This window comes from Caldicellulosiruptor diazotrophicus, assembly GCF_017347585.1.
In the GTDB taxonomy this organism is placed as follows: domain Bacteria; phylum Bacillota; class Thermoanaerobacteria; order Caldicellulosiruptorales; family Caldicellulosiruptoraceae; genus Caldicellulosiruptor; species Caldicellulosiruptor diazotrophicus.
In genome coordinates this window covers 356,395-383,008 of the sequence record NZ_AP024480.1, presented here as the reverse complement: position 1 = coordinate 383,008, position 26,614 = coordinate 356,395, and the positions used below count along the sequence as shown (strand labels likewise).

24 protein-coding genes, 1 pseudogene and 1 riboswitch are annotated in these 26,614 nt (G+C 33.2%); of the genes and pseudogenes, 3 read left to right on the top strand and 22 right to left on the bottom strand.

Annotated elements, in window-relative coordinates:
- Nucleotides 1-837 precede the first annotated feature (837 nt).
- From CaldiYA01_RS01610 to CaldiYA01_RS01525, 18 genes and pseudogenes are all read right to left on the bottom strand, one after another.
- Complete coding sequence (locus tag CaldiYA01_RS01610) at nucleotides 838-1,971, bottom strand: glycosyltransferase family 4 protein (RefSeq protein ID WP_207180667.1); 1,134 nt, start codon at nucleotides 1,969-1,971, stop codon at nucleotides 838-840.
- A gap of 623 nt (nucleotides 1,972-2,594) precedes the next feature.
- Nucleotides 2,595-3,782 (bottom strand): glycosyltransferase family 4 protein, encoded by a 1,188-nt coding sequence (locus tag CaldiYA01_RS01605; RefSeq protein WP_207180666.1) that lies wholly within the window; start codon nucleotides 3,780-3,782, stop codon nucleotides 2,595-2,597.
- 84 nt (nucleotides 3,783-3,866) lie between these two features.
- On the bottom strand, nucleotides 3,867-4,898 hold the full coding sequence (locus CaldiYA01_RS01600; RefSeq protein ID WP_207180665.1) for a glycosyltransferase family protein: 1,032 nt from the start codon (nucleotides 4,896-4,898) through the stop codon (nucleotides 3,867-3,869).
- On the bottom strand, nucleotides 4,895-6,157 hold the full coding sequence (locus CaldiYA01_RS01595) for an O-antigen ligase family protein (RefSeq protein WP_207180664.1): 1,263 nt from the start codon (nucleotides 6,155-6,157) through the stop codon (nucleotides 4,895-4,897). The genes CaldiYA01_RS01600 and CaldiYA01_RS01595 overlap by 4 nt, the downstream gene beginning before the upstream one ends.
- Nucleotides 6,158-6,356: 199 nt before the next feature.
- Nucleotides 6,357-7,219: pseudogene (locus CaldiYA01_RS12445) on the bottom strand (DUF6625 family protein).
- 416 nt (nucleotides 7,220-7,635) lie between these two features.
- Nucleotides 7,636-8,781, bottom strand: coding sequence for a glycosyltransferase family 4 protein (locus CaldiYA01_RS01585; protein ID WP_207180660.1), 1,146 nt, complete (start codon nucleotides 8,779-8,781; stop codon nucleotides 7,636-7,638).
- Nucleotides 8,782-8,808: 27 nt separating this feature from the next.
- Nucleotides 8,809-9,540 (bottom strand): WecB/TagA/CpsF family glycosyltransferase, encoded by a 732-nt coding sequence (locus CaldiYA01_RS01580; RefSeq protein WP_207180658.1) that lies wholly within the window; start codon nucleotides 9,538-9,540, stop codon nucleotides 8,809-8,811.
- Between the two features lie 31 nt (nucleotides 9,541-9,571).
- Complete coding sequence (locus CaldiYA01_RS01575; RefSeq protein WP_207180656.1) at nucleotides 9,572-10,957, bottom strand: exopolysaccharide biosynthesis polyprenyl glycosylphosphotransferase; 1,386 nt, start codon at nucleotides 10,955-10,957, stop codon at nucleotides 9,572-9,574.
- Nucleotides 10,958-10,973: 16 nt separating this feature from the next.
- Nucleotides 10,974-11,903, bottom strand: coding sequence for a GDP-L-fucose synthase (gene fcl, locus CaldiYA01_RS01570; protein ID WP_207180650.1), 930 nt, complete (start codon nucleotides 11,901-11,903; stop codon nucleotides 10,974-10,976).
- Between the two features lie 13 nt (nucleotides 11,904-11,916).
- Nucleotides 11,917-13,005 carry a GDP-mannose 4,6-dehydratase gene (gene gmd, locus CaldiYA01_RS01565; RefSeq protein ID WP_207180649.1) on the bottom strand — a complete coding sequence of 363 codons (1,089 nt, stop codon included), beginning with the start codon at nucleotides 13,003-13,005 and terminating at the stop codon, nucleotides 11,917-11,919.
- A 20-nt stretch (nucleotides 13,006-13,025) separates the two neighbouring features.
- The gene (locus CaldiYA01_RS01560; RefSeq protein ID WP_207180648.1) at nucleotides 13,026-13,688 is read right to left on the bottom strand and encodes a hypothetical protein; all 663 of its coding nucleotides are present in this window, start codon (nucleotides 13,686-13,688) and stop codon (nucleotides 13,026-13,028) included.
- Nucleotides 13,689-13,797: 109 nt separating this feature from the next.
- Nucleotides 13,798-16,179 carry an S-layer homology domain-containing protein gene (locus tag CaldiYA01_RS01555; protein WP_207180647.1) on the bottom strand — a complete coding sequence of 794 codons (2,382 nt, stop codon included), beginning with the start codon at nucleotides 16,177-16,179 and terminating at the stop codon, nucleotides 13,798-13,800.
- A complete protein-coding gene (locus CaldiYA01_RS01550) occupies nucleotides 16,179-16,937 on the bottom strand; it encodes a tyrosine-protein phosphatase (RefSeq protein ID WP_207180646.1) in 759 nt (252 codons plus the stop codon). The genes CaldiYA01_RS01555 and CaldiYA01_RS01550 overlap by 1 nt, the downstream gene beginning before the upstream one ends.
- Nucleotides 16,900-17,673, bottom strand: a complete 774-nt coding sequence (locus CaldiYA01_RS01545) for a CpsD/CapB family tyrosine-protein kinase (RefSeq protein WP_207180645.1) — start codon at nucleotides 17,671-17,673, stop codon at nucleotides 16,900-16,902. The genes CaldiYA01_RS01550 and CaldiYA01_RS01545 overlap by 38 nt, the downstream gene beginning before the upstream one ends.
- Nucleotides 17,670-18,356 (bottom strand): YveK family protein, encoded by a 687-nt coding sequence (locus tag CaldiYA01_RS01540; RefSeq protein WP_207180643.1) that lies wholly within the window; start codon nucleotides 18,354-18,356, stop codon nucleotides 17,670-17,672. Before CaldiYA01_RS01540 ends, CaldiYA01_RS01545 begins: the two co-directional genes overlap by 4 nt.
- Nucleotides 18,357-18,523: 167 nt before the next feature.
- Nucleotides 18,524-19,750: a glutamate 2,3-aminomutase gene (gene eam / locus CaldiYA01_RS01535; protein WP_207180641.1), complete on the bottom strand. Its 1,227-nt coding sequence runs from the start codon at nucleotides 19,748-19,750 to the stop codon at nucleotides 18,524-18,526.
- 151 nt (nucleotides 19,751-19,901) lie between these two features.
- Nucleotides 19,902-20,050: riboswitch (cyclic di-AMP (ydaO/yuaA leader) on the bottom strand.
- A gap of 42 nt (nucleotides 20,051-20,092) precedes the next feature.
- Nucleotides 20,093-20,227 carry a type II toxin-antitoxin system RelE family toxin gene (locus tag CaldiYA01_RS12235; RefSeq protein ID WP_238480611.1) on the bottom strand — a complete coding sequence of 45 codons (135 nt, stop codon included), beginning with the start codon at nucleotides 20,225-20,227 and terminating at the stop codon, nucleotides 20,093-20,095.
- A gap of 75 nt (nucleotides 20,228-20,302) precedes the next feature.
- Nucleotides 20,303-20,500 carry a hypothetical protein gene (locus CaldiYA01_RS01525; protein WP_207180639.1) on the bottom strand — a complete coding sequence of 66 codons (198 nt, stop codon included), beginning with the start codon at nucleotides 20,498-20,500 and terminating at the stop codon, nucleotides 20,303-20,305.
- 227 nt (nucleotides 20,501-20,727) lie between these two features.
- Here CaldiYA01_RS01525 and mntA point away from each other — a divergent pair, with 227 nt between their 5' ends.
- From mntA to CaldiYA01_RS01510, 3 genes are read left to right on the top strand one after another with little or no spacing between them, the layout of a single operon-like run.
- Nucleotides 20,728-21,159, top strand: a complete 432-nt coding sequence (mntA, locus tag CaldiYA01_RS01520; protein WP_207180637.1) for a type VII toxin-antitoxin system MntA family adenylyltransferase antitoxin — start codon at nucleotides 20,728-20,730, stop codon at nucleotides 21,157-21,159.
- Nucleotides 21,143-21,577: a type VII toxin-antitoxin system HepT family RNase toxin gene (gene hepT, locus CaldiYA01_RS01515; RefSeq protein ID WP_207180636.1), complete on the top strand. Its 435-nt coding sequence runs from the start codon at nucleotides 21,143-21,145 to the stop codon at nucleotides 21,575-21,577. The genes mntA and hepT overlap by 17 nt, the downstream gene beginning before the upstream one ends.
- A 4-nt stretch (nucleotides 21,578-21,581) precedes the next feature.
- A complete protein-coding gene (locus CaldiYA01_RS01510) occupies nucleotides 21,582-22,649 on the top strand; it encodes a DUF1646 family protein (RefSeq protein ID WP_207180635.1) in 1,068 nt (355 codons plus the stop codon).
- Between the two features lie 93 nt (nucleotides 22,650-22,742).
- Here the strand turns inward: CaldiYA01_RS01510 and CaldiYA01_RS01505 are convergent, their stop codons facing one another.
- From CaldiYA01_RS01505 to CaldiYA01_RS01490, 4 genes are all read right to left on the bottom strand, one after another.
- Entirely contained in the window at nucleotides 22,743-22,952 is a 210-nt protein-coding gene (locus CaldiYA01_RS01505) for a heavy-metal-associated domain-containing protein (RefSeq protein ID WP_207180634.1), read from the bottom strand.
- Nucleotides 22,953-22,992: 40 nt separating this feature from the next.
- A complete protein-coding gene (locus tag CaldiYA01_RS01500; protein ID WP_207180633.1) occupies nucleotides 22,993-25,452 on the bottom strand; it encodes a heavy metal translocating P-type ATPase in 2,460 nt (819 codons plus the stop codon).
- A 153-nt stretch (nucleotides 25,453-25,605) separates the two neighbouring features.
- Nucleotides 25,606-26,028, bottom strand: a complete 423-nt coding sequence (locus tag CaldiYA01_RS01495) for a DUF134 domain-containing protein (protein ID WP_207180632.1) — start codon at nucleotides 26,026-26,028, stop codon at nucleotides 25,606-25,608.
- A 174-nt stretch (nucleotides 26,029-26,202) separates the two neighbouring features.
- Nucleotides 26,203-26,595, bottom strand: coding sequence for a NifB/NifX family molybdenum-iron cluster-binding protein (locus CaldiYA01_RS01490; protein ID WP_207180630.1), 393 nt, complete (start codon nucleotides 26,593-26,595; stop codon nucleotides 26,203-26,205).
- Between the last annotated feature and the right edge of the window lie 19 nt (nucleotides 26,596-26,614).

Sequence of the window (26,614 nt, the reverse complement as noted above, 5' to 3'; positions counted from 1 at the left end):
TGTTAAATTATTTAAACTTATTTGACTGTTAATATTGTAGTATCTTTTTGTCTTTTCTATATCAATCTGCAACATAAAATTTTGCCCCCCTAATTAGTTTATAACATATTCCCCCTCTGTAAAGCATCCTATAACTACTCTAATAAAGATTTGGCATAAACCTCTCAATTAACACATCCCAAACAAAATATTTCTCTACAGTTTTTATTGTATTCGTAACAATCTTCCTTTTAAGTTGGCATCATTAACCACTTTTATAATTATATCAACCCATTTATTTACATCTAAATCATTGACGATAAATCCATTATAACCATTTTTAATCAATTCTATTTTCATTGTACCCCCATTACATAAACATATTACTGCTACAGTAAATTACATAATTTTATGTAAAATTACACCATAAATTTCATAATAACCTGGTAAAATAAACACGCATGCAGATTTATAAAAATTGATTACTTCATTTTGTTTTGCAGAATAACAATTTCCTACATCGTTAATTATCTCTAGATCTTAAGCATACTCAAAAAAATATTCTTTTGTTTTTTCTTCTCCATTGTCAACATTATCATGTGAAATTCTCTATTCTTCTTTTTTTATAATTTACCAATAACATCTAATAAAAACGTGAAATTTTCTTCCACATCAAAACTTCCAATCCAAAACAACTAAGTTATACTTTTCCATTAAATCTTCCTTATAAGATCTTTCTTCGTCGTTCAATATCACGCATGATCTGAAATTGTGAATCTAACGTTTTCTTTCCTGTTTCATTTAATAATTATACAACAAACATAAGGAAGTTTCTTCCTCAAAAGTTCTTTTGATATTTTACTGTTTGTCTTTATTGTATAATGAAACTTTAACAATCCCATTTACGAATCTCTCAATAAATTTTGCAAATAGAATTTCTTTCTCAAATAAAATACTCAACGAATTTTTCCCCATTCTTTCTATCCCTATCTTTTTTATTTCTTCAACATATGCCACTATCTTGTCTGGGGTCAAATCCTCATCTCTAAATCCATTATATCCATTTATTACTAAATCGTATTCGCTCCCATCTGCTTTACCGCAAATTATGGGTTTTTGATGAATCATGGCTTGGTTCAATGCTAAACCACCTTGATAAGGCATAACAAAAATATCAGCAGCTTGGAAATAACTGTCTACATCTTCGACTATTCTACCAATAAATATTACATTATCTATCTTTTTGTTAATTACATATTTCTTATAATAATCCATGTCATTGCCATCGCCTACAATAATCAGGATGCAATCAGAAAGTTTTTTCATGGAATCTAACAGAATTTCTAGTTTTTTTTCTTTGATCATAGCTCCACAATAGAGTAGAACTATTTTCTCATCTAAATTCATTTTTCTCCTTATTTCTACCGCCTCTTGTTCTGCTTTTTCTATGTTCTTTAATATGTTCTCTTCATTTATAGTGTTATAAACTACTATAATCTTGTCGTCTTTTATGTCTAATTTATTTAAATATTTTTTAGATGATGTACTATAAGCGAAGAAAACATCTACATTCTTATATAACAACTTTAATAGCAATCTTTTTATGAGACTTTTCTTCTCTTCCCATCCCAGAACCCATGCAATAATTTTTATTTTTAAGACCTTAGAAAGTAACACAATTATCCAATTACTGATATTGCTAATTATACCCTCAAATACTATAACATCAGGTCTTATTTTTAATATAGTTGAGAAAACTTTTTTATTTAGTCTTATATTTCTATTAAATAAACTAATTTCAATATATGGACAATATATCTTATTGTTCAAATCAACTTTGTCAAACTTTTTTCCACTTCTTCCGGTTTGCTGTTTCGTTTCTCCGAAAGCAAAAAATACTTCGATATTCTTTTTCTCTAATTCAATTTGAACTCTTCTAAAAAACTCTTCTCTGTAAAAAGGAATAAAACGTTGAAAAATTAAACATTTCATTCTACCACTCCCGTTTATTTAACTATGTAAGTCACCGTAAAACAATCGCATTATCTTTCTCCGCAGAATATGTCCCACAAAATTAAATCGTGTTTTGTACTCTCTCAAATGTCTAATAATTTCCAATTTTAATCTTTCTACCTTTCCCCTACATAACTTTGTGTAAAATTTGCTACAGCCCTCTTAAATATAATATTTGAACTATCTACATTCTATCACCTTAAGACTACCAACAACATCTGCAATAATGCCTACTAAGCCAGTAGATTTTTTAAAAGTTAAAGGAATATTATTTAATAGGGCTTTAATGACGATTATATTAAATATTTTCTTACTTACTTACTTACTTACTTACTTAGATTAACAGTAGGACTCGCATTAATAACTTTTCACAAATAATTTTTTGTGACGAGCTACTCTGCAGTGCTACCTTATTTCTTATTTTTTCTTTATGAGTGATTTATTAATTTGTTTGCTGTATTTTTTATTTAATAGCTTATTATAAATGGAAATTGTTATTTTTTTGCATCTTATTTGTCAGCTATTTTATTAATACTTTTATTCAACATCCCTATAAAACTATTTTCTCTAAAATTTCTAAAATATAATCTTCATATAAACTTCTACACTTTTATAAAGCGGGCAATTACCAGTTTTAATACATCTGGTAGAAGATCAAATATTTCGTTTTTTATCACTTTCACTTTTCTTGCTAAAATGTCTTTCTCAAGTAATTCAATATCTTGTTTGTTCATCTTTATTATACGAGTATTTTCAAAAATATCTATTATTTGCTTTTTTCTGTCTTCGATATTTAATTCCTTTTCAGCATATCTTCTTGCCTTTTCTTTAAATATCTTTAACACTCCAAAGTTGTCGATATAGTACATCATTGCTCTTGCCAATTCTTCTTCATCGCATATAGTTAAAGGCCAATAATATCCGTCGGCTCTACAATATATTTTCTTAACTTTCACTAACTTACCAACTTCCTCATTTATTATCTCATTCATTGGAGCATAATCAGTCGCAATTACTGGTAGCCCACACGCTAAAGCCTCATAAATTGTTAAACCCAACCCATCAAGATATGTAGGGTATACATAGACATCGCCCAAATGATACAATCCTGGAGCTGTTACAGTTTTATTAATTATTTCAATATTGTAGTCATTAATATTTGCCGACAAAAAATTCAAATCACGTTGTGTATGTACTATTAATTTTGATTTTTCATAAAGTCTATTTTTGATAAAAGTTTTTATTAAAAGATCTGTACCCTTTCTATTGGACATGCCTGCAGAGTGAAAAAATACTAATTCACTGTTTCCTTCTTTTTCGATTGGTCGAAATAGTTCACAATCAACGCCCCATTTAACATAAAAAGCTTGAGGATGGTTACTAAAGACTTCGTAATGCCTTTTTGTATTGCAAATCAAAAAGTCATATAAGTAAAACTCACGAATGCTGTCTTCCTTATAATAATCTACATATGTTCCTATTTTTATCTCAGGAAAAAATTTTCTTAACTTAATTACTACATCTATTTCTCTTTGTTCATTAAAAAAGACCACATCTATATTATTCTTTAACAACCACTTTTTAAAATGCTCCCATATTATTCGAGTACCACCTATTCGATAGCCCCATGTAACTTTGTAATTAGTCCATGGTAACATTTCTTTTTCATATTTTTCACCACCTCTCCCATATACATACACATCATGTTTTTCTTTAAGAATATCTATATATGTTTTAGTTACATATGCCGCTCCTCTTTCCATCCATACTGATACAAATCCAATATTCATTGTTTTTTCTCCTTTCATTTTTGCAATATTGAAAAGACAAATTTACAAAATTTTATTTACGTAACTTTATTTGGATTTACAAATCTATTTCACTATTTCAATCCATTCATACAAATCACTCTTTCCATTTTGAATTATCTCTAATATCAACTTACATATCTTTGTATTGTTGTATTCCTCTAATAATTTGCTTTTTAAATTATTTGCTATTGTTTCTCTTTCTTCGTCATTATGCAAGTAATAGTTAATAAATTTATCAAGTTCATCTATGTTCCTATATACAACAATATCTCTTCCTATTTCAAATAAATGCTCTATACCTGGAAAATAATTGCTAATAAAAAATGTTCCAAATGTCCCATAATGCATTAATCTATCACTAAAGTAACCTTCTATATTAAAGAAATTATTCGCTCCAACTCCAATTTTTGTTCTTTTGATTACATTAATATATTCAGTCCCTCTTATATAAGGATTAAACCTTCCTTCTAAAATATTTTTCTTCAAAAACATTAAAAATCTTTTATCCCAAAGTAATAGCTTTTCAATTGTTCCGAAAAAACTCACATCCTTTCTATTTAAAAGATAATAAATAACTTCCCTTCTTTCAGATGAGATTTGCTTGTAAAAATTCCCTGTAAAAACAATATCAAGATCCTTTGTAACTATTGAATTATATTTATTCGCTAAGTCTGGATCTACTGGGTTGATAATATAAGATCCAACCTTTGGTCTACAAATAGAATAATATTTTCGCAACATTCTACCTTTCGAAGTCATAAAGAAAAAATCTACGTATGGTAATAAGTATTTTAAAAACTCAGGAGGATTAACACATATATCACCAAACCACAGAGAGGTAACTAATCGTTTTCTTTTAATTTCTCTTAAAGTATCTGGTAAAATCAGTTCACCTTTTCCGATAAACACTATATCGAAATTATCAGTGCATCTTTCTAAAATTTCTTTATTCATTCTTTGTAGACCATACTTTTTAGCATAACTTCTATAATCAAAATTCACGACTTCTACTCCATTTCTGATAAACCCTTTATTAAAAATAATATCGCCACCCAATTCATGATCTTCAAATATTCCAATATGAAAAATTCTCACTGATTTAGTTGCCTCCTTTCAGTATCTGCATTAACTCTTTCTTTATTAATCAACCCTATCAAAAACATCAGATATGCATAACCTATTCTCTGTATAAAAAATGGTTGAAACAATGCTGTCACACAAGAATTAATTAGTGCCACAATATAAGGTAATGTTTCATGGTTAAAGTTATATTCAATATTGTTTGAACTTTTGCTTCGCAAAAATCTACTGAATGCGAAATATATCATCAGTAAAAACAAAGTAAACCCAATTAATCCTGTATCCCTCAATATTTGAACAAAATCATTATGGACAGTAAATAAGTCAAATGGATTTTGATATCCTATTCCTGCTCCAAATAAAGGAAATTTTTTAAAAATATAAATTGAAGAACTTAATAAAATTTTTCTCGTTTCAAATGCTATCATTAATCCTTCATTTTTTAGTTTTATACCATAAACTTTTTGGTAATTGAAATAATTAATAAGTATCTCTAAGGAGAAAAAAAGAAGCAAACCTGATACAAAAACATTTTTAATTACTCTCAAGCTCTTTTTCGTATATCTAATATAAATGATGAACCAAATAAGAATTGTCATCAATAGATTTAACCATATTGTTCTATAATTTGATATGATGATAGCAATTGTTAACATTCCAAACAAGAAAATATGCTTCTTTTTTGTTTTATTATGTATAACTTCCCATAATAACAGATTAAAAGGTAAAAAAAGAATTGTTCCATATACGTAGGAAATATATCTTCTAGTGTCTATATATTGATTGATCGTGAATATGTCATCTCTGTAACCTTTTCCCATTACTAAATTAAATATAGCATAGAAACTAATCAAAAAACCGCTTGTAAAAATTAAAAATCTTTCAATTTTGGGACTATTAAAGTTTGAAATAATTATGAATAGTAGTGAATAATATACATATATTCTAAGATAACCAAGTACGGCATTTTTATCATTACCCTGATACATAATTGAATATAGAGCATTAAACGTTATGTATAAAATCCATAAATTCAACCCAATTTTGCACACATTACTTCTTCTGAAATTTAAATAACTGAATAACATCTTTAACCCAATTGGACTCAAAAAATACAGCAATAACAGAACATCTAAAATATATATGTCAATTCCTCTGATTGTCATTACTATGTAGTCATTAACTACATGGGGAAGTACAAGTATAAGTGCAATTATAATACTTGATAGAACCATATCATAGGTTATATGCTTTAACACTTTGTTTCTCATCATTCCTATTAATTTCCTCCTAATTCTACTTACTATATGGATTTTTACATTTAATCTTACGACTTTCGTTTAAAGTTTCCATGCATCTAAAAAATACCAAATATCTCAATTATTTATGCTTTGTAAGATAGTAAGGAAAATGCTCTAAAAGAATGATAATATAGAAAACTAATGAATATTCTATTCTATCTTTTAACTGATTCTAACTTCCAGACCACCAATTCCTTATTTTCCTTTTTAACTGTCTCATTTTCTTTTGCCATGGATAAACTACGTCCCTAAAACTATATCGGTAATTAAAATACTCATTTATTTTATTATCATCAAATTCAATAAACTCGTCCTCCTTTATAACAAATCTTTCACAGTCCCGCGATAATTTATGTGGTTTATAATTTCTTTTCTGAAGATGAATATATGCAAATTCTCTCTTTTTGATTTCTGATTGCGTAATGAAATATTGATATATTTTTCCTCTGTCATATACGAAAAACTGATAGCGATAATTCCTTTCTTGGATTGTTAGTGTCAATTTTCTCCTTTCTGGAACAATATTAGCAATAAATTCATCATGAAATTGTGGAATTTTATTGAATTGCAATATCTTAAAGATACCATTCCACTCATCAAACCCTACTGTTTTTTTATTAGCGAACACATCTTTATATGATATTGAGGGATGATATAATCGAAAATAGTTATTAACTTCTTCCATGTTCCTATACATTGTTAAATGTCCTCTACATAACACTCTAGTATATTTGTTAAGAATCTCAACCGCTATAAATTTGTTTAGATCTCCAAAAATAACATCAATGTCGCAATATCCCCACCAATCGTAACCCTTTAAAAACTCATTAAACATATATCCTTAAGCTGGCTTAAAATCGCATAGTTTATATGGATATCTCAATTGTATTTTTAAATCCTTAAATTTACCCTCAATAAACCTTACTAAGTCGTTAAATGACAAATAATAAGAAATCACGTTAGGTGGCAGTCTGTAAGAATCTTTAATTTTTCTATCAGTAAAAAAATGAAATAATAGTTTTGCTGATTTTTCATAGACTTAAGCACTAAATCAAAATAACTCGGAAATTCGCCATAATAAGGTATAATAATTCCTATTTTCAATATATAACTCCTCCACTTAAAGCAATTCCTATATGTAGGTGGTCACATAAAATTGCTCAAATTTTATCTATTTTACAACTTCCAAAATATGTTAATAGATAATCCTTTTATTCTCTCACTTTTGTTTTTATCAATTAAATTAATTACAATACTTTAATTCTAGATAATTCTAAAAATAACCACACAAAATGTTCATAACAAATACTTAAACATCTACTTACTTTCAATTTCTCGTCCATTTTAATACTAAAACACTTCACATTATCGCATTATCTTTTACTTAATAAGGCAAAAATCTGTCTACCCTCTTGTTTAACTACATTATTTTAAACCATCAATAGAAAAATTCAAGAGCTACACCCCAAGATACTTTTATATATTTCAAAGTTATATTTTTCCAACCATATATTTTTTATCTGCACAGTATTCTTATATACTATCTTACAAGCTAATTTATCTATGATATAAGCAATATTATTTTTTTCACACGGATCAAACAACCGTCCATTTACCCCCTCTTCTACAATCTCAGGTATACCACCCAAATTACTCGCTAAAACTGGAGTTCCTACACTAAATGCCTCCAATAAAACCATCGGAAATCCCTCGAACCACAAACTTGGAAAAACTAAGAATTTTGCTTTTCCAATTAGTTCTAAAACCTTTTCCCGCTTTTGTGGTCCCAAATATTTTGTATTCTTCAGGTTATTTTTCTGAATAAACTTTATTACCTCATCTCTTAAAGGCCCATCACCTACTATCAAAAGTTTTACCTCATCATTTAATTCTTTCATTGCCTGCAACAAAGTCATTATTCCTTTTTCATATGAAAGCCGTCCAACAAAAATAATGTAATCTTCTTTTTCATAAACTGGTTTTATATCTTCTTCAAAAATAAAATTTGGCTTTACCGCAATCTTTTCAGCAGGTATTCCAAATTTAACGAATATATTTTTTGAAAAGTTAGTCAGTGCTATAAATTTATCTACATGATCGAATATATTTTTTCTCTTATAAATTGTATTTACCAAAGCAAGAACTACATTTCGCATCCAATCATAGGTGCAATCAGACGTTATTGCATTTATTATGCCCTTATCAAGACACTTCGTACATATCTTATTTTTCTTATAATCGTAAAACGTAGAATTGGGACATATAAATCTATAGTTGTGTAATGTTTGTATAACCTTTGCGCCACTTTCTTTTGCTGCAACATATACAGAAGGAGATATATATGGGAAAATATTATGGCAATGAACTACATCAATTTTATTTTCTCTAACTATCCTTTTCACATCTTTATAAGTTTTTCTGTTAAATATCATATTTTTCACTAAAAAAGGTAACTGAAAAAGAGAAATATCTGAGTTATGAAATGTGTATTCATAAACTTCAATTCCATTTTCACGCAGTAATCTTTTTTCTTGCTCAAATACTCTATCTTCACCACCATATTGGCGATAAAATTCATGAACAAGTAAAACTTTCATCCCGAATTTATCTCACCTTTCAAATTTTCATTTTTTGGTAGCTAAAAGTTTGATAAATTTCAAGTTTGTATATAGATATCTTCTCCATAATCTCCTGGGCTCCTTTATAAGCCTATACAACCATTCAAGCCCCATTCTTTGCATCCACAACGGAGCTCTTTTAATTTTACCGGCGTGCATATTAAACGCTGCACCAACTCCTAACATCACAGCATTTATCTTTCCTTTATTCTTGCTCATCCAAATTTCTTGCTTTGGACAACCAAGGCTAACGAATAATATCTGTGTCTTGCTTTGATTTATTTCTTCCAAAATCTTTTCTTCCTCTTCTGGTGTGAGGTCCCTAAATGGTGGAGAATAGGAATAAGTAATTTTCAAAGCATTGAACATTTTTTTTAGATTATCTATAAGTGCATTCAAAACATCCTTTTCACTTCCGTAAAGCCCTATCTTCAAATTATTTTCCTGAGCATATTTACAAATTTCCAACATCATTGATGGTCCATCAAGTCGCTCTTGTTCATGTTCCCCCTTCCTTTTTAGCCACCAGACTAATGGCATTCCATCCGGGCAAACTATGTCTGCTGAATTTACAGCTTCTTTCACCTTCTCCGATTCAACACACTCAATATCCATATGGACGTTTGCAAAACAAACAACTCTACTCTCATTTTTTCGTGCCCATATACCTATCTTTTCTAATAGTTCTTTTTTGCTTATTGAATGTAATTTCATATTATTAAGCAAATATTCTTTCATAGTATTGGTTCACCTTTAAAAAGTATTTACTCTACTTTCCATTCAGTTTTATTATTGCTAAAAAAGTTTTGAATATTAAGTACAAATCCAAAAGCAGATTCTTTTTAACTACATACTCATAATCCATCTTCATCCACTCATTATACCTAACATCATTTCTATTGTGAGTAATCTGCCAAATACATGTTAAGCCTGGTTTTACTGAATGTCTTATATGATGCTCAAATTCACAGCCGAGAGCTTCTCTCGTTTCCAATGGTCTTGGTCCTACTAAGCTCATCTCTCCTTTTAAAACATTTATTAATTGAGGAAGCTCATCAAGATTTAGCCTTCTTAATATTTTCCCTACCCTTGTTATTCTTGGGTCATTGGTTATCTTAAAAACAGGTCCGTCCATTTCATTATACTTCATTAATTGATCTTTCATTTTATCTGCATTAGGTATCATAGTTCTAAACTTTATAAGTTTAAATCTTCGACCATTTAGCCCAACACGTTCTTGAACAAAGAATACAGGTCCACCTGGAGAATCAATTTTTATAAATATTGCAATTAATAAAAACAGTGGTGCCGTAAGTATAAGGGCTATCAATGATATTAATATATCAAGTACTCGCTTTGAAAACATATAAGCAAAGCTTGTTTCAACTGGCTTGAATTCAAATACAAGATTATTGTCATCAACACTTAATTGAACTTTTTCAACACCTATGTTATTCTTATAAACAACCCTCAGTTTCCGTCCACTTGCTTTACAAATTTCAATAATTTTCTTTAAAAACTCATTATTTAATTCAAACTCTGATAAGAGAACAACTTCGTCTACTATTGAATATTTTATCAAACGACAAAGATTATCTATTGTGTACGAACAAAAATTTTCATTCTTAGAATTGAGCTCAATCGTAGTTATCTTGTTTTTTTTGTTATAAGAATTCAAAAGATTGCTGTTTTTTATCAATTTGATATCTTCGCTTGTTCCTATAACAACAAAGTAATAATCTCTTATTAAAGATTTAAACAAAATATTCTCAATTTTGATAAGAAGAATTTTTAGAGCAATACCAACCAAAAAGTAAATTAGTATAAAAGTACAAATCACAATTCTGCTAAGACCCAGTTTTGTAATAAAATCTATACAAGATACATAGATAAATATAGCCAATGCTCTTTTCGACGTATTTAAAACAATCTCTTTTAGTCCAATTTTATCTGAACTTAATTCTTTTGAAACCTTGATTACTAATATAAACCAAAACAATATAATAAGACCATAAGTCAAAAAATATAATTTCTCATTAAAAAAATCAACTTTGTTGAACCTAAATCGATAAGCTGCAAAATATGCCAAAGTTAATGCAACAAACCCTGCTAAATTATAAAGTAATTTCCTCCATATCTTTACTTCATCAGGCATTTGAGGTCTCTCCCTTTTATCTATAATTCTCAACGTACCATTCATATGTCGACCTCAAACCATCATATAAGCTAATCTTTCTCTCCCAACCAAGGCTTTTAAGTCTGCTTATGTCAAGTAGCTTCCTCGGCGTCCCGTCTGGCATATCAGGGTTGAATACTATTTCACCCTTATACCCCAAAATTTCTTTTATCATGTTAGCTAACTCTGCAATAGAGACCTCTTCGCCGCTTCCCACGTTTATCCATAATTCATCATCGTAATTCTTCATCAAGAATAGACAAGCATCAGCTAAATCATCTACATGTAAAAATTCTCTTAAAGGTTTCCCAGTTCCCCACACTTCAACATAGGGTTTGCCTTGGATTTTAGCTTCATGAAACTTGCGAATCAAAGCAGGTATCACATGCGATGAATTCAAATCAAAATTGTCATTTGGGCCGTACAAATTTGTTGGCATACAACTTATAAAATTTGCACCATATTGTCTTTTGTAGTACTGACACAGTTTAAGCCCTGCAATTTTAGCTACCGCATATGCTTCGTTTGTAGGTTCCAAATACCCAGAGAGTAAATATTCTTCCTTCATTGGCTGAGGACATTCTCTTGGATAAATGCAAGAGCTTCCCAAGAACAATAATTTTTTTACTCCATACTTGTAAGCACTGTGTATTACATTGCACTCAATCATTAAATTCTGATATATAAACTCTGCAGGATATGTCCTGTTTGCATGAATTCCTCCAACTTTTGCAGCAGCCAGAAAAACATATTCTGGTCTTTCCTTTTCAAAAAATCTCTCAACCTCTTCCTGGCGAGTCAAATCAACTTCTTCTCTGCCTTTCAAAACAAGGTTTGTATAGCCTTCTTTTTGTAGTCTTCTTACTATTGCAGAGCCAACAAGCCCTCTGTGACCTGCAACAAATATCTTGCTCGACTTTTCCATCTTTTAAGACCCCTCATTCTAAATATGATGGTTGATAAGCATAGCCATTTTCTTTGTTGAAAAGCTCTCTTTCAGCTTCTTTTAAATCGCTTTCCATCATAATTTTTACAAGCTCATCAAACGTAACTGTTGGCTGCCACCCAAGAACCTGTCTTGCCTTTGTTGCATCACCAACTAATATATCAACTTCGGTTGGTCTGAAATATCTTGGATCAACTTCAACCAGAACTTTTCCTGTTTTTGCATCTATCCCCTTTTCATCTACTCCTTGTCCAACCCATTCGATATCTATATCAACATACTTGAAAGCCTTCTCTACAAACTCCCTAACACTATGTGTCTCACCTGTGGCAATTACATAATCATCGGGTACATCATGATTCAATATCATCCACATAGCCCTTACATAGTCTTTTGCATAGCCCCAGTCTCTTTTTGCATCAAGATTGCCCAAATAGAGCTTATCTTGCAAACCATATTTAATCCGAGCAACTGCTCGGGTTATTTTCCTGGTTACAAAAGTCTCGCCCCTAATAGGTGATTCATGATTGAACAGTATTCCATTGCATGCAAATATCCCATATGCTTCACGGTAATTAACAGTGATCCAGTAAGCATACAGCTTTGCAACAGCATATGGACTTCGTGGATAAAATGGTGTGGTTTCTTTTTGAGGAATCTCTTGAACTTTTCCAAACAATTCACTTGTTGATGCTTGATAGAATCGTGTTTTGTTTTCAAGCTTCAGAATTCTAATTGCTTCAAGAAGTCTTAGAGTGCCGAGCGCATCTGCATTTGCGGTATATTCAGGTGATTCAAATGAAACTTTTACATGACTTTGAGCGGCTAAATTATATATTTCATCAGGCTGAACTTCCTGGATTATCCTAATTAGGTTTGTGGAATCTGTTAAATCGCCATAGTGCAGGTAAAAACGTTGGTTTTCAACATGCGGGTCTTCATAAAGATGGTCTATTCTTTGGGTATTAATTAATGAAGTACGTCTTTTTATACCATGAACTTCATAACCTTTTTCAAGCAAAAACTCAGCTAAATATGCACCGTCCTGACCAGTTATCCCCGTAATTAATGCTCTTTTCATAAAAACACCTTCTTTTAAAATCACTTATATTTGAAATATAGCTCCATCAATCTTTTCTTTTGCTCAGGTGATAATCTTTGTTTTAAAATCATAACCCCTCGTTGTATAGCTTCATTCTTCTTGCCTGATTTGTAGAGGCTAACAAGTTCTTTTATCTCACCCATTGACATAACAGAAAGAACAATCTTAGCAGCTTCTAATTGGTCAGAGGTTGAAATACTCAATCTGTCCTGTTTTGGCGAAGAAGAGTTTTGTTCATTTTTAGGGGTATTTTTGTTTAAGCTACTCTGGAATTTATTATTTGTGTTTGCAGCATTAGATAGTTCTTGGCTTTTAGAATCCTGGTTGCCAGTTTTGCCTTTAATCTCATTGGTTGCTGGCAAGTTTTTATCAATAGCAGGTTTTGAAGGAGTGACTGCTGCGTTACTACCTTCTGCCTGTGCCAAATCCTTTTTTAGCTTGTCCTGGTCATAAACAGCACTTTGAACATCTTTGGCAATGTTCTCATCGTTAATTAGGCTGCTAAGTTCTTTGTTCAGACTTTTATCATTTAAAAGTTCTTTTACCATCTCAGGAGGCAAAACTGAGTTCAAGGCTTTTTCAAAAGCTATTGCCAAAATTATTGCAATTAAAATAAGTGTGATTCCCACTATCATCAAAAGAGTTTTTCTTCGTCTTTTCAACTACATCACACCTTTTAAAACTTTTAAAAGAAGCCTTGAGGCCTCAAATCCAGAGACCTCAAGGCATATTCTATTTTTTCATTTCTGTATTGTAACCTACTTATGGTCTTTATTTTACCAATGCTCTTACAATAACTGTTGCAACCTCAGCCCTTGTTGCGTTTGCCTTTGGTGCAAATGTATTATTGCCTCTTCCTTCCATAATTCCGTTTTCAACAACAACAGCCACATACTTCTTAGCCCAAGTTGAGATGCTTGAGTCATCTGTGAAGTTAAGCGTTGGTATAGCAGATAGAGAAACTTTTCCTACTTTGACAAGTGCGAGTGATATCATCTTTGCCATCTCTTCTCTTGTAACCGGTGCGTTTGGTACAAACTCGGTCTCGCTTCTACCACTAATGATTCCCAAGTTATACAGTGTTGCAACGTACGGATAGAACCAATCTGATTCTTTTACATCTTCAAATTTAGATACAGCTTGTCCGCTTGTGTCAAACTGGAATGTCTCAACAACCATCTTTGCAAACTCAGCTCTTGTAACATTGTTGTTTGGTCTGAATGTGCCATCTGGATAGCCATCTGTTATGCCTTTTGCAGATATTAGCTGAACATTCTTATAATACCAAGCATTTGAGTCTACATCTGAATATGTCTTGTTATAGTTGCCTACATAGTATGTGCTAAGAGACTTTCTTTCAACCAAAAAGCTATTTGTTGTTGATACATATATACCTGGAACAATCTCTGTTTTACCATCTGATACTCTATAAACAGATACCTTTGATTCATCTGCAATCTTGCTGTTGAGCTTGAGTAGTAACACAACTGGCTTGTCAAATTTATCTTGGACATTATCTCCTACAACAATATTCACATCCACTGCTTGAGAAAGTGAGTTTGATATCTGTTTTGGTGTGATTTTAAGTTCAAATTTGTCTTTAGTTAAAGTAGATACTGGAACTACAATACTTGCATTCTGTGTCTTTATAAGTAAATTTGCTATCTTATTATCGCTCTTTATTTTATCGATAGATTCTTTATCAAACATAACAGATGTATCTTTATTTGATGTTGCATTAATAGCAACTGAAACACCCACAAGATTTAATGACTTTTTAACAACTGAATTAGAAATTTGAATACCTGATGCGATCTCATTTGTTTTTGACATAGCCAAAGCAATGTCGTTAGCACTTACTTTAAATGTCACTTTTGATGCATCTTCACTTTTTTGTGGAGTTACTGCAGTTGCCTCATAAGCTCTTAACAATAAACCTACTGCTTCGAATTTAAGGCTTTCAAGCTTAAGTGATTTTTCGACATTTGATATCGATTGTTTTTGAACATTTGCCGCAACAACATTAATAGCATTTGTCAAACCATTTACAATAGATTTAACTTGTGAAACATCAGAAATTTTATCAAGAGCAGTTGCCACTTTTCCTGAAATTTCTTTTAAACTTGAGACTGCTTCCTCAGTATTTTTTACAGTTGCCAAAACTGATGATAATGTATTAACAACCTCCCTTATCTGAGCAGTATTACCCTGTGCTATAGCTTCATCAAGTTTTTTAGACAATTCTGTTGTAGTTGTTGGCTGGGTTTGCTGGCTTGGTTGTTGAGCTGGTTGAGTTGTTTGCTGTTGTTGCTGGCTTGTTGTAGGTTGAGTAGTAGTTGTTCCTCCACCTGTGCCTGGTACTGTTCCACCACCTGTTGATGGCACGCTTTCAACATACAAAAGACCAAGTGCTTGAAGTAGCGCTTTTGCGCCAAGTTTTTCTGTCGGGTCTGCAATGGAGTTGACTGCATTGACTATTGTTTGAAATGCATTTCTCAAATTAGCTTTATTTTCTTCTCCAGTGATTTGATTACCCAAAACTCCATTCAGAAGGTTAAACAAATTGTTGAATCCTGTATCATATACGTTGAAGTTACCATTTAAATCATATTTTATAGGTTTTAAATCTGATGTAGAAGTATTAAACAATGTAACCGCTGCATTGATTTTGTTCAGCTGATATTCAGCTTTGTAAACATCTCCACCGACTGTTTGAACATACTTATTCACAAGGTCATTTGCTGCAGTATCAAGTGCGCTATTCAGAGCATCCCCTGAAAGACTTACCAAATTTACAAACCAGTTCTTGCCGCCTCCACCTTGGTAACTTGCCATCCAATCAAGAAGCTGACCCAAGGTTGTTGGGTTTAATCCCAGTGCACTTTCAAGTCTTTGAGCAGCGCCAGGCCCCTGCGCTATTTGGTTGAAAGCATTCACAAGCGCAGTTCTCCCACTGCCACTTATAAACTTGCTTATAACTTCAGCTGTTTGCTGTGCAGAGCCAGAAGCTTTTATTTTATCTACTAACTGGCTCAAAAGTGCTTTTGCTGTCGACTTGCAATTATCAAGCGGTGTTGCTGCGAAGGCAAGTACATTAGCCAGTAGAAACACAGCTACTACTACTAAGCTGACTGCCCTTTTAAATCTTTTCATTATCCATACCTCCCTCTACTTCCAAATAACCTTTTTAAAAAGTTTTTTCTTGTAAGGCGTTGAGCTGTAACTTCCCCACTTCCGTTTAATATAGCTTTTTGGTTTTGCTCAAATAATAGATCAATTTGCCAATGTTCATTGTAGTTACCTTTTAGATATTTTTTCGCCTCTTGAAAACAAAACTGTCTTGAGCTTTTGTTGTGAGCATCTGATGCGATAAAATGACACAGTCCTCTTTCTAGTAATTCTTGTGAAAGCTTCTGAATTTGCCTGCCGAAAGCACCGATAAAGCTTGCCGCCGTCAGTTGAAAGTAAACATTCATTTCTGCTAACTTTTTTAGCTTGTCAATATCCTTTTTCTCAAACGACCTTTCTGGATGAGCAATTATCACTTCATAGCCACAAAGTTTTAGCTCGTAAATCTGATTTAGCACATATTCTGCTAGAAAACCTTGGGTAATTTCGATCAGCACATAGTCAGAACTGGCAAGTGTAATTAGGTCATCTATCTGCACCAAAGCATCCTGAAGTTTATATTCACACCCTCTATGTAGCCTCACCCCTTCCTCAAGGGCTATTTTTTGAATTTCTTCAAATTTGGTGTCGTATATAGATTTTAGTCTTGATGTATAATGCGGTGTGACTATTATTTCATTTATACCCTCTTTTTTTGCAAGTCCAATCATCTTTTTTGCTTCATCCAAATCTTCTGCACCATCATCAACGCCCACCATCAGATGGCAGTGTATATCTATCATCTCTCTTTCTTCTCCTGCCCATCTTTTTTTTCTTTATAACCTCACCGTTTTCGTCTTGGTAGTAATAGTAGTAGTAATAATAGTAATAGTAACTCGATGTTTGGCGCTTTACTTTATTTAAAACAACACCTATTATATTTGCATTGACTTTTTGCAAGTTCTCCTTTGCCTGCTGGATTGCTTCAATCTGCACCTCACCTGCAGCCGCTACCAGAATAACACCATCTACAATTCTGCCAATAATAGCTGCATCTGTCAAGCTTCCACATGGTGGTGTATCTATAATTATGTAATCGTAACTTTGGCTAATTGTATTTAAGAAATTTTCAAATTTCTTGGAACCAAGTAGTTCAGCTGGGTTTGGTGGAATAGGACCAGATGTTATCAAATCTAATCCTTCAACCCCGTCTTTTTGAACAATCTCCTCAAAGCTTTTGTTTTCAACAAGAAGATTAGTAAGACCAATTTTGTTGCTAACGCCAAAAACTTTATGCACAGCAGGGCGCCTCAAGTCAGCATCTATTACAAGAACTTTACTTCCTGCTTGGGCCATCACAACTGCCAAATTCGCGCATGTAACTGTTTTCCCTTCTGAGGGGCCAGTGCTTGTGACAACTATGGTCTTTATTGGCTTGTCCAGACTTGAATATTGAATATTGGTTCGAAGCATCCTGTAGCTTTCTGTGATGGGCGAGCGAGGATGGTAAAGAGCAACTACTTCTTTAGCAACGGTCATTCATTTATTCCTCCTTCGTGTATGTCCTGGATCACAGCTAATACAGGCAGTTCCAAGTACTTTTCAACATCGTCAGGTGTTTTGATAGTATTGTCTAAGTACTCAATGAAAAATGCAATTCCTACCCCTATCATTAGACCCAATACAAATGCCACTGCCGTGTTTAAAAGTTTTTTGGGTTTTTCTGGCTTGTCTGGAATAACCGCTCTGTCAACTATTTGAACATTTTCTATCTTCATAATTCTCTGAACTGCTTCTATAAACACTTCTGCAAGTTTATTTGCAACAGTTGCAGCAAACTTTGGGTCTTTGCTTTCAATGTTTATCATCAAGATACGGGTGTCATTTTTAAGTTGAACAGATACCATGTTGCCCAACTCTTCAGTGGTCATTTTTAAATTTAATTCTTTTATAACTTTTTCTAAAACTGTTCTACTCACCGCAATTTCTCTGTAATCCTTAACAAGCTGTTGCCCAAGCAAAACATCACTGTACAGTGCCTGAATATTATCATTTGAGCTGTCGTTGTTTGACCGCCCCGCAAATAATGTAACTGTTGCTTTGTAAATAGGTGGAAGGATATAAAAACTGAGTATCCCCGCTATTAAGGTAGAAATAAATGTAATTGATATAATTAAAATTAATCTTTTTCTGATGATCAAAATATACTCTTTTATTTCCAATTACAATCCTCTCCTGATATTGATTTTTTGGTAAAAAATATTGCCACCTCTTGGAATATCTCTAAACAAAATTATATCCCTAAGGGTGGCATTTTTCAAATAAAAATTATACCTTGTAATACATTTTTCATATTTCTGTAACAATATTGTAATATTAAATCCACACGTTACATACCATTTTCAATTTCAAACACTTCACCCTCCCAGTTTCTCAAAACTGCCTTATCTTTGCCTATATAGAGCAAATAGCTTGGTAAAACTGGAGTCTTACCCTTGCCCTTTGGTGCATTTATGATGTATGTTGGAACTGCCATGCCGGAGGTTCTACCTCTGAGGCTTTCAATAATCTCCATGCCCTCTTCAATTGTCACCCAAAAGTGCGATGTTCCCTTTACTCTTTTTGGATGAAAGATATAGTATGGCTTTACTCTGATTTTTAAAAGTTCTTGATTGAGCTTTCGAACAATGTATTTGTCGTTATTGACTCCATTTAGCAGTACCATCTGGTTGCCAAGTGGCACCCCAGCATCTGAGAGCATCTCGCAAGATCTTTTTGATTCTTTCGTTATCTCTCGCGGATGATTAAAATGTGTGTTGATATAAATAGGGTGATATTTCTTTAGCATATTAACAAGTTCTTTTGTAATTCTTTGTGGCAAAGTCACAGGTGCTCGTGTGCCAATTCTGATTATCTCAACATGAGGAATCTGGCGCAAAGACCTCAAAATCCACTCTAAAATCTCATCAGATAGCATCAGTGCATCGCCACCTGTGATAAGTACATCTCGAATGTGATGGTTTTGTGCCACATACTCTATTGCATCTGTAATATCATCTAAGGATGCGTGTGTGTCAGTCTCGCCAATGAGCCTTCTTCTCTGACAAAACCTACAAAACATACCACAAATGTTTGTCACTTTTATTATGAGCCTGTCTGGATAGCGCTGTGTAATAATCTTTGTAGGTGATGTGTGCTCTTCGTCCATTGGGTCAAGCTCTCCTTTTTCTATCAGCTCAAATAAGCTTGGGACTGATTGCTTTTTTATTGGGCAGTTTGGATTATCTGGGTCAATTAGCGATAAATAGTAAGGCGAGATTGCAAAGCGATAAATCTTTCCTACTTCTTCTATTTGCTGTGCTTCTTTTTCATCAAGATTTAAAAGTTCTTTTAATATTTTGGCTGAGGAAATCCTATTTTTCAGCTGCCATTTATAATTTTCCCAGTCTTTTTCGCTTGCACCAAAGTAGGTAAGAATCTTTCTTTTTTGATATTCAATCTTTTCCTCATCCTCTATACCAGTTTTGATTGTGTCTTTGACATCTAAGTAGTCTTGAATTGCTTCTTTTAACTTTTCGAACCTTTCTCTGTTGTTAACAACATCTAACGTTTCCATTTGCTAGATACCTCCTTTCAAAATCTTGACACACAGGCTTATCAGCAAAAATAAAAGCAGCCAAACTCCATAACCTCGGAATTTGGCTGCTTTGAAATCAAAGGCAAAGGAATACCTTCCTTTTTCAAAAAAGGCATAAAAAAACTCCTTTTGCCTCCCCTTTCAAAGCTTCCGAGGTTAGCTGACGGGTTCGGGCCGAAAGGGTTAGCCCTACAGAAGCTTTTGGCTTCTGATTCACCCCAAGAAAAATTGGGTCCCCCGTATCCCAAGGTTCACTTGGGAATTCAGCTTTTCAAAAGGAGTACAAGACTATCTTTACTTTATTTTTTCTGGTACAAAAACTTATTTATATATGTCTCCTCTCGGTCCAATATCATAGACATAAATTATAAGTCTATCTTTCTCTACCCTATATATTATCCTGAGAGCACCTTCTTTGTATCTGTAAAAACCTTTTAACTTCCCATGTAGTCTTATAATTTTGGAAGAAGAAAGAGAGTCTAATATTTTGTGGCAATTTCTGCAAATACTTATATGCTTCTTTAGAAAATATTATATTGAATTTGTTGGATGTTCCCATCTAAGACTGCCACCTGTTTTAAATTCATTTTCTGCTTCTTTTAATCTATTCATAAGTTCATCATCGAGGCAAATTTTAGCGGTCTCTGCCCATTCATCTAACTCTTTTTTCAATTCAGGAGCATAAAAAGTAACAGGTATATTTTCAATAAGTTCTATCTTTACTTTCATTTCCTGCTATACTATTATCTGCACTATGAAAACTTACTTTTTTCTTTGAAATCCTCTATTTACACCTCTAAAAGCTTATAGCCATCTCTGTTATTTTAATTATACCACATCCATTAGCTTTGTAACAACATAAACAACTGAAAATCAAACTGAACATAATATTATTGATTTTTCAATTTGTTTCATGATAAGATTAATTAGAGTTTCTAAAGAGGCTGGTGTTTTCTGTGTTGAACGTAGAATCAAAATTGCCAAAACTAATTGAATATTTTAGCTCAACACCTGAAATACTGGGTGTATGGATAATAGGCTCATATGGAACAGAATTTCAAACAGAAGACAGTGACATAGATTTGGCAATTCTATTTGACAAAGATATGAGCATTTTCGAAGAGATTGACATTGAAATTAAAATTTGTGAAATACTTGAAACTGATATGGTTGACATCGTCAACTTAAATAAGGCACCACTTACTTTGCAGTTTAAAACAATCAGTGAAGGAAGACAAATTTTTGAAAGAGATTTTAAAAAAGTTGCAGATTTTGAAGAGCAGGTTTTAGACCTATATCAAGACCATGAATATTTCTACAAGGCTTTTTGGGAAGATTTTAAAGCTTCACTATCAAAGGAGTCGAGTAATCATGCAAAACAACCTTGACTTAGACAAAATTTCCTTGAAAATGAAATATATCAGAGAATGTTTATCAAAACTTGAACAGCTCAAAAAATTAATTTACCAAGATTTCATTGCTGATTTTAGGAATATCACAAGTTGTAAGTATCTATTACAAACATCAATTGAAGCTATTATTGATATATGCAATCATATCGTTTCAAGAAAAAAATTAGGTAAGCCTTCAAGTTATTCTGATACCATCAAAATTTTGCTTGAAAATAGTTATATTTCAACTAATTTAGCAGAAAAATTAATCCGAATGGTGAAATTTAGAAACAGAATTGTTCATTTGTATCTTGAGGTAGACAACCAAACTTTATATGAAATCCTCCAAAACAATCTTGGTGATTTTGAACTGTTTTGGAATGAGATTTCAAGCAAAATTTTTAATGAGGAGTGATGACATGGACTTTTTGCTGATATTAATCTTAGCTCTTGTTTTCATTTTGCCATTCGTGTTTAAAAAGGTGGAGCACAATTTAGAAATTTTTCTTTTTTTCATGGGAATTTTGGCAACAATCGTTTCAAGAACTTTATCTGTGCATTTGATTGGACATATTCTCTCAAATTATCTTCTCTATGTTGTCACTGCAGTAGTTTTAATAATGGGCTTTTTCTTTAATCTCTCGGTTAACAAGCTTAAAAATGCTATTAACCTTTTACTTAGCAAGATAAACCTTGAAATCTTTATATTTTTGGTTTTGTTAATCTTGGGACTTTTCTCAAGCGTAATTACTGCTATTGTTGCAACACTGATAATGGTAGAAATATTACATCTGCTACCTTTGAGACATTCATCAAAATCAAAAGTTGCAATTGCTGGGTGCTACGCAATTGGCTTTGGCGCTGCGCTAACACCAATTGGCGAACCTCTTTCTACAATTGTTGTAAGTATATTGAAAGAGGATTTTGCTTATCTCCTTCGTCTTGTGGGTCACTATATTATACCTGTGATACTTGTCATGGCTTTACTTGGAAGCTTTATTGCTAAAAGAGAAAAAAAATTCTTTTACAGAAAAGAAGAGATGTCTGAAGAAGACAGAAAGTATTTTGAAATAGAAGATCAGCATATAAAAGAAGTTGAAACACACAAAGATGTAGTGATAAGAGCAGGTAAAATATTTTTGTTTATAGTGGCATTAGAGATCTTAGGAAATGGATTTAAACCGTTTATAGACAAATACATTGTAAAGCTTGGTGACAAGTTATTATTTTGGCTTAATACTATATCTGCCGTTTTAGATAATGCAACAGTTGCAGCTGCTATAATCAGCCCAAAACTTACCTCAAGCCAAGTAACTGCTATTCTTATCAGTCTCTTAGCAAGTGGTGGAATGCTCATTCAAGGAAACATTCCAAATATTATTGCGGCAAATAAACTCGAAATAAAGAGCAAAGAATGGGTTAAATTTGGTTTTCCTATAGGTCTGGTTTTATTGACAACCTTTTATGTTATTTTGTTCGTAATATAAAAGAAGGCTCCATTAAAAAGAGAAAAATTTAGGGCTGGGTAATACCATGAGGATTTGATTACCCAGCCCTGTTTTTACTTTTACAATATATTCCTATTCAATTCTCACAACCTCATACCCTGCATCATCAATTGCTCGAACAAACTCTTCATCTTTTACATCTTTACTTAGCTCAACAGTTGCAACTTTGCCCTGCAGATAAACCTTGACAGAGGTTACACCTTCTATGGCTTTTAGGCTGTTTTCCACTCTTCTTACGCAGTGGTCGCAAGTCATGCCTTTAATATAAATTTTCTTTGTCATTTCAAAATCCATCCTTTCTTTTAATTATTTTATATAAATTTTAATTTACAGGTTTAAATCTTTTTAGCCTCAGAGCGTTTGAAACCACAGAGACTGAAGAAAACGCCATAGCAAAAGCCGCTATAATTGGATTCAAAAGTGGACCACCAAATGTGTGCAAAACACCTGCTGCAATCGGAATGCCCAATGTGTTGTAGAAAAATGCCCAGAATAGATTCTGTTTGATGTTCTGTATTGTCTTTTTGCTAAGCAGTATTGCATTTACAACGTCCAATATATCATTTTTCATAAGAACCACATCAGCAGCTTCTGCTGCAACATCTGTTCCAGACCCAATTGCTATACCAACATCAGCTTGAGCTAAAGCTGGTGCGTCGTTGATCCCATCGCCCACCATCGCAACCTTTTTACCTTCTCCCTGAAGTTTTTTCACTTCATTTGCCTTGTCCTGTGGCAAGACCTCCGCTAAAACCCTATCTATTCCAACCTGCTTTGCAATTGCTTTTGCTGTTTTGCTATTATCCCCTGTAATCATTGCAACGCTAATACCCATTTTATGCAAAAGCTCAATTGCCCGCTTAGCATTTGGCTTTACCACATCTGATACTGCTATTATGCCAGCAAACTTTCCATTCTGCGCTACAAACATAGGTGTCTTTGCCTGCTGTGAAAGCTTTTCTACATCAAGTAAGAAATCTATCTCAATCCCTTTATCTTTCATAAGTTTTTCATTACCAACAAGAATTGTTTGTCCATCTACCACTGCCTCTATTCCATGCCCTGAAATTGCTTCAAACTGACTTGCTTCAAAAAGTTGCAGATTCTTTTCCTTTGCTGCAGCAACTATGGCTTCACCTAAAGGATGTTCAGAGAGCCTTTCTGCTGACGCTACTATTTGCAACAGTCTTTCGCTTTCCCACCCATTTGCCGGAATTATGTCAGTTACTTTTGGCTTACCTTCAGTGATTGTTCCTGTTTTGTCAAAAACAACCATTGTAATCTTGTGCAAGGTTTCTAATGCGTCACCACTTTTTATCAAAATTCCATGTTCTGCGCCTTTTCCTGTTCCAACCATAATAGCAGTTGGTGTTGCAAGGCCCAAAGCGCACGGGCATGCGATAACTAAGACGGTAATAAATATTCTCAAAGCGAAAATAAATGAACTGCCAGCAAAGTACCACGCAAGGGCTGAGATTACAGCAATGAGAATGACAACTGGTACAAAATACCCTGAGATTACATCTGCCAACCTTGCGATTGGTGCTTTAGAGCTTTGAGCGTCCTCAACCAGCTTGATAATCTGCGCAATGACTGTATTCTTGCCGACCTTTGTAGCTTTTATCTTTAGCATACCATTTTTGTTTATTGTAGCTCCAATAACCTTGCTTCCAGGTGTTTTTTCAACGGGGATGCTTTCACCTGTCAGCATTGATTCATCCACAAAGCTTCTACCTTCAATTACTTCTCCATCAACGGGAATCTTTTCCCCGGGCTTTACTAAGAGTATATCGCCTACTTCAACCTCTTCTATTGGAATGACTATTTCATTATCATCTTGAATAACCACTGCAGTTTTTGGTGCAAGTCCCATTAATTTTTTTATGGCTTCTGAGGCTTTGCCTTTGGAAACTGCTTCTAAGTATTTGCCCAGGAGAACAAGGGCTATAATTACACCTGCAGTCTCAAAATACATCTCCTTTACATACTGGTAGTTACCCATTGCAATTTGGTATATAGCAAAAAGACCATAAAAAAAAGCAGCTCCTGTCCCAACTGCAATTAATGAGTCCATGTTTGGGTGAAACTTAAAAAGCCTGCTAAAGCCTACCGTGTAGAACTTATACCCTGCAATGACAATTGGAATTTCCAATATCGCTTGTACAATTGCAAAATTCAAAGGATGTTTTTCTGGCAGAATTATCTCTGGTAGCGGAAGACCCACCACATGTGCCATAGCAATCAATAAAAGTGGAACTGCAAATACACTTGCAATGAAAAACCTTCTAAAAAGACTATTTATCTCCTTTTGTTTTCGCTCTTGATGCGAATCTTCATAGGATGTCTTCTCAATCTCAAGTGGCGTATATCCGGCTTTTATTATCGCATTTTTTATTTCAGACAGTCTTACCTGAGATGAATCATACACAACTCTTGCTTTTTCACTTGCAAGGTTAACACTTACCTCTTTTATTCCACTGAGCTTTGAAATTGATTTTTCGATTGCTCTTGCACATGAAGCACATGTCATGCCTGAAATAGGAATGGTTACTTCTCTAATAGTTTCCTCAACATCATCCAAAACACCATAGCCGGCTCTTTCAACAGCTTCTTTGATCTTTTCAATGCTGGCTTTGCTCTCATCAAACTCAACAATAAGTTTCTCAGTGGCAAAGTTAACCGACGCATTACTTACTCCTTCTACTTTGCTAACACTTTTTTCAATTGCCCTTGCACACGAAGCACATGTCATACCTGTTACACTCAAAGTTTTTTTCTCCACATGTAACACCCTCTTTTTTAGCATTTGCCAATACAATTTTATTATACTCTACTATTTCTATATGTCAAGTAGGAATTATTTAAAAAATAATTTGTCTTTCGGTTTTATTATACCCAACTACTAAAAAATACTATCAGTTTTCTTTATTTATCATCACCATCCTCCGTGGTGCCTGAAACAGTGTCCTCTTCCTTTCCCTCTGTGACATATAACATGAGAAGAGTGGCATTCTGGGCATTCGCACTTTTCTGATTCAAAAACTTTTCCGCAATTTAAGCAAGTATACTTGCAATTCCCAAAAACGTAGTTACCACCTTCAATTCTGATAGCTTTGCCGTTGACAAGCGCATCGGCAATTTTTTTTCTTGCCTCTTCTAATACAAGCTGAAATGTCTGACGAGAAACCTGCATTTTTTGTGCACATTCTTCCTGCATAAGCCCTTCTAAGTCTTTAAGTCTTATTGCTTCAAGCTCCTCTACTTTTAAAACCACTTCATCATTTGAACCTTCTTTTGGTGAAAAGTAATTGAACCTTGGCAGAAATTCTACTCTTCTGCATCTTATTGGCCGTGGCAAGTCAAATGCCTCCTTTTCTCAAATTATTATGAACAAAAAGGCAGGATTTTAACCCTGCCCCTCAATACTGGTTATTTCAACATTGTTTTTCTAAATTAGATTATAACACACATCAAAAAAGCAAGGCTACTCAAATCTCTATATTCAAAAAATCAAATTTATACTTTCCAGTATTTAGATTTTATTATGGTGTGAATGTCCATGCGAATGATGTTGCAATCCCTCTTCATGCTTATGGATCTCATTTGCAAGTGCTTCATTTGACTTCAGCTGACCTTTTAATAGCTTTTCAACTGCTTCATCTGGAGAACCTAAAACACCGATGAAATACCTAATGCCAAGACTATCGAATATATATCTTGCCCTCTCGCCAATTGAGCCTGCAATTACAACATCTGCTCCTTTTTGTTTTATAAACTTTGCAAAAAGCCCAGCCCTGTGCTCTGGCATATTAAAATACTCCTTAGCTACAATATTGTCGTTTTCGACTGTATATATACAAACCTTTTCACTTCCCCCAAAATGTGGACTTATCTGATTGCCTGCCATCATTACTGCTATTTTCATCTTTTTTCCCTCCACTTGG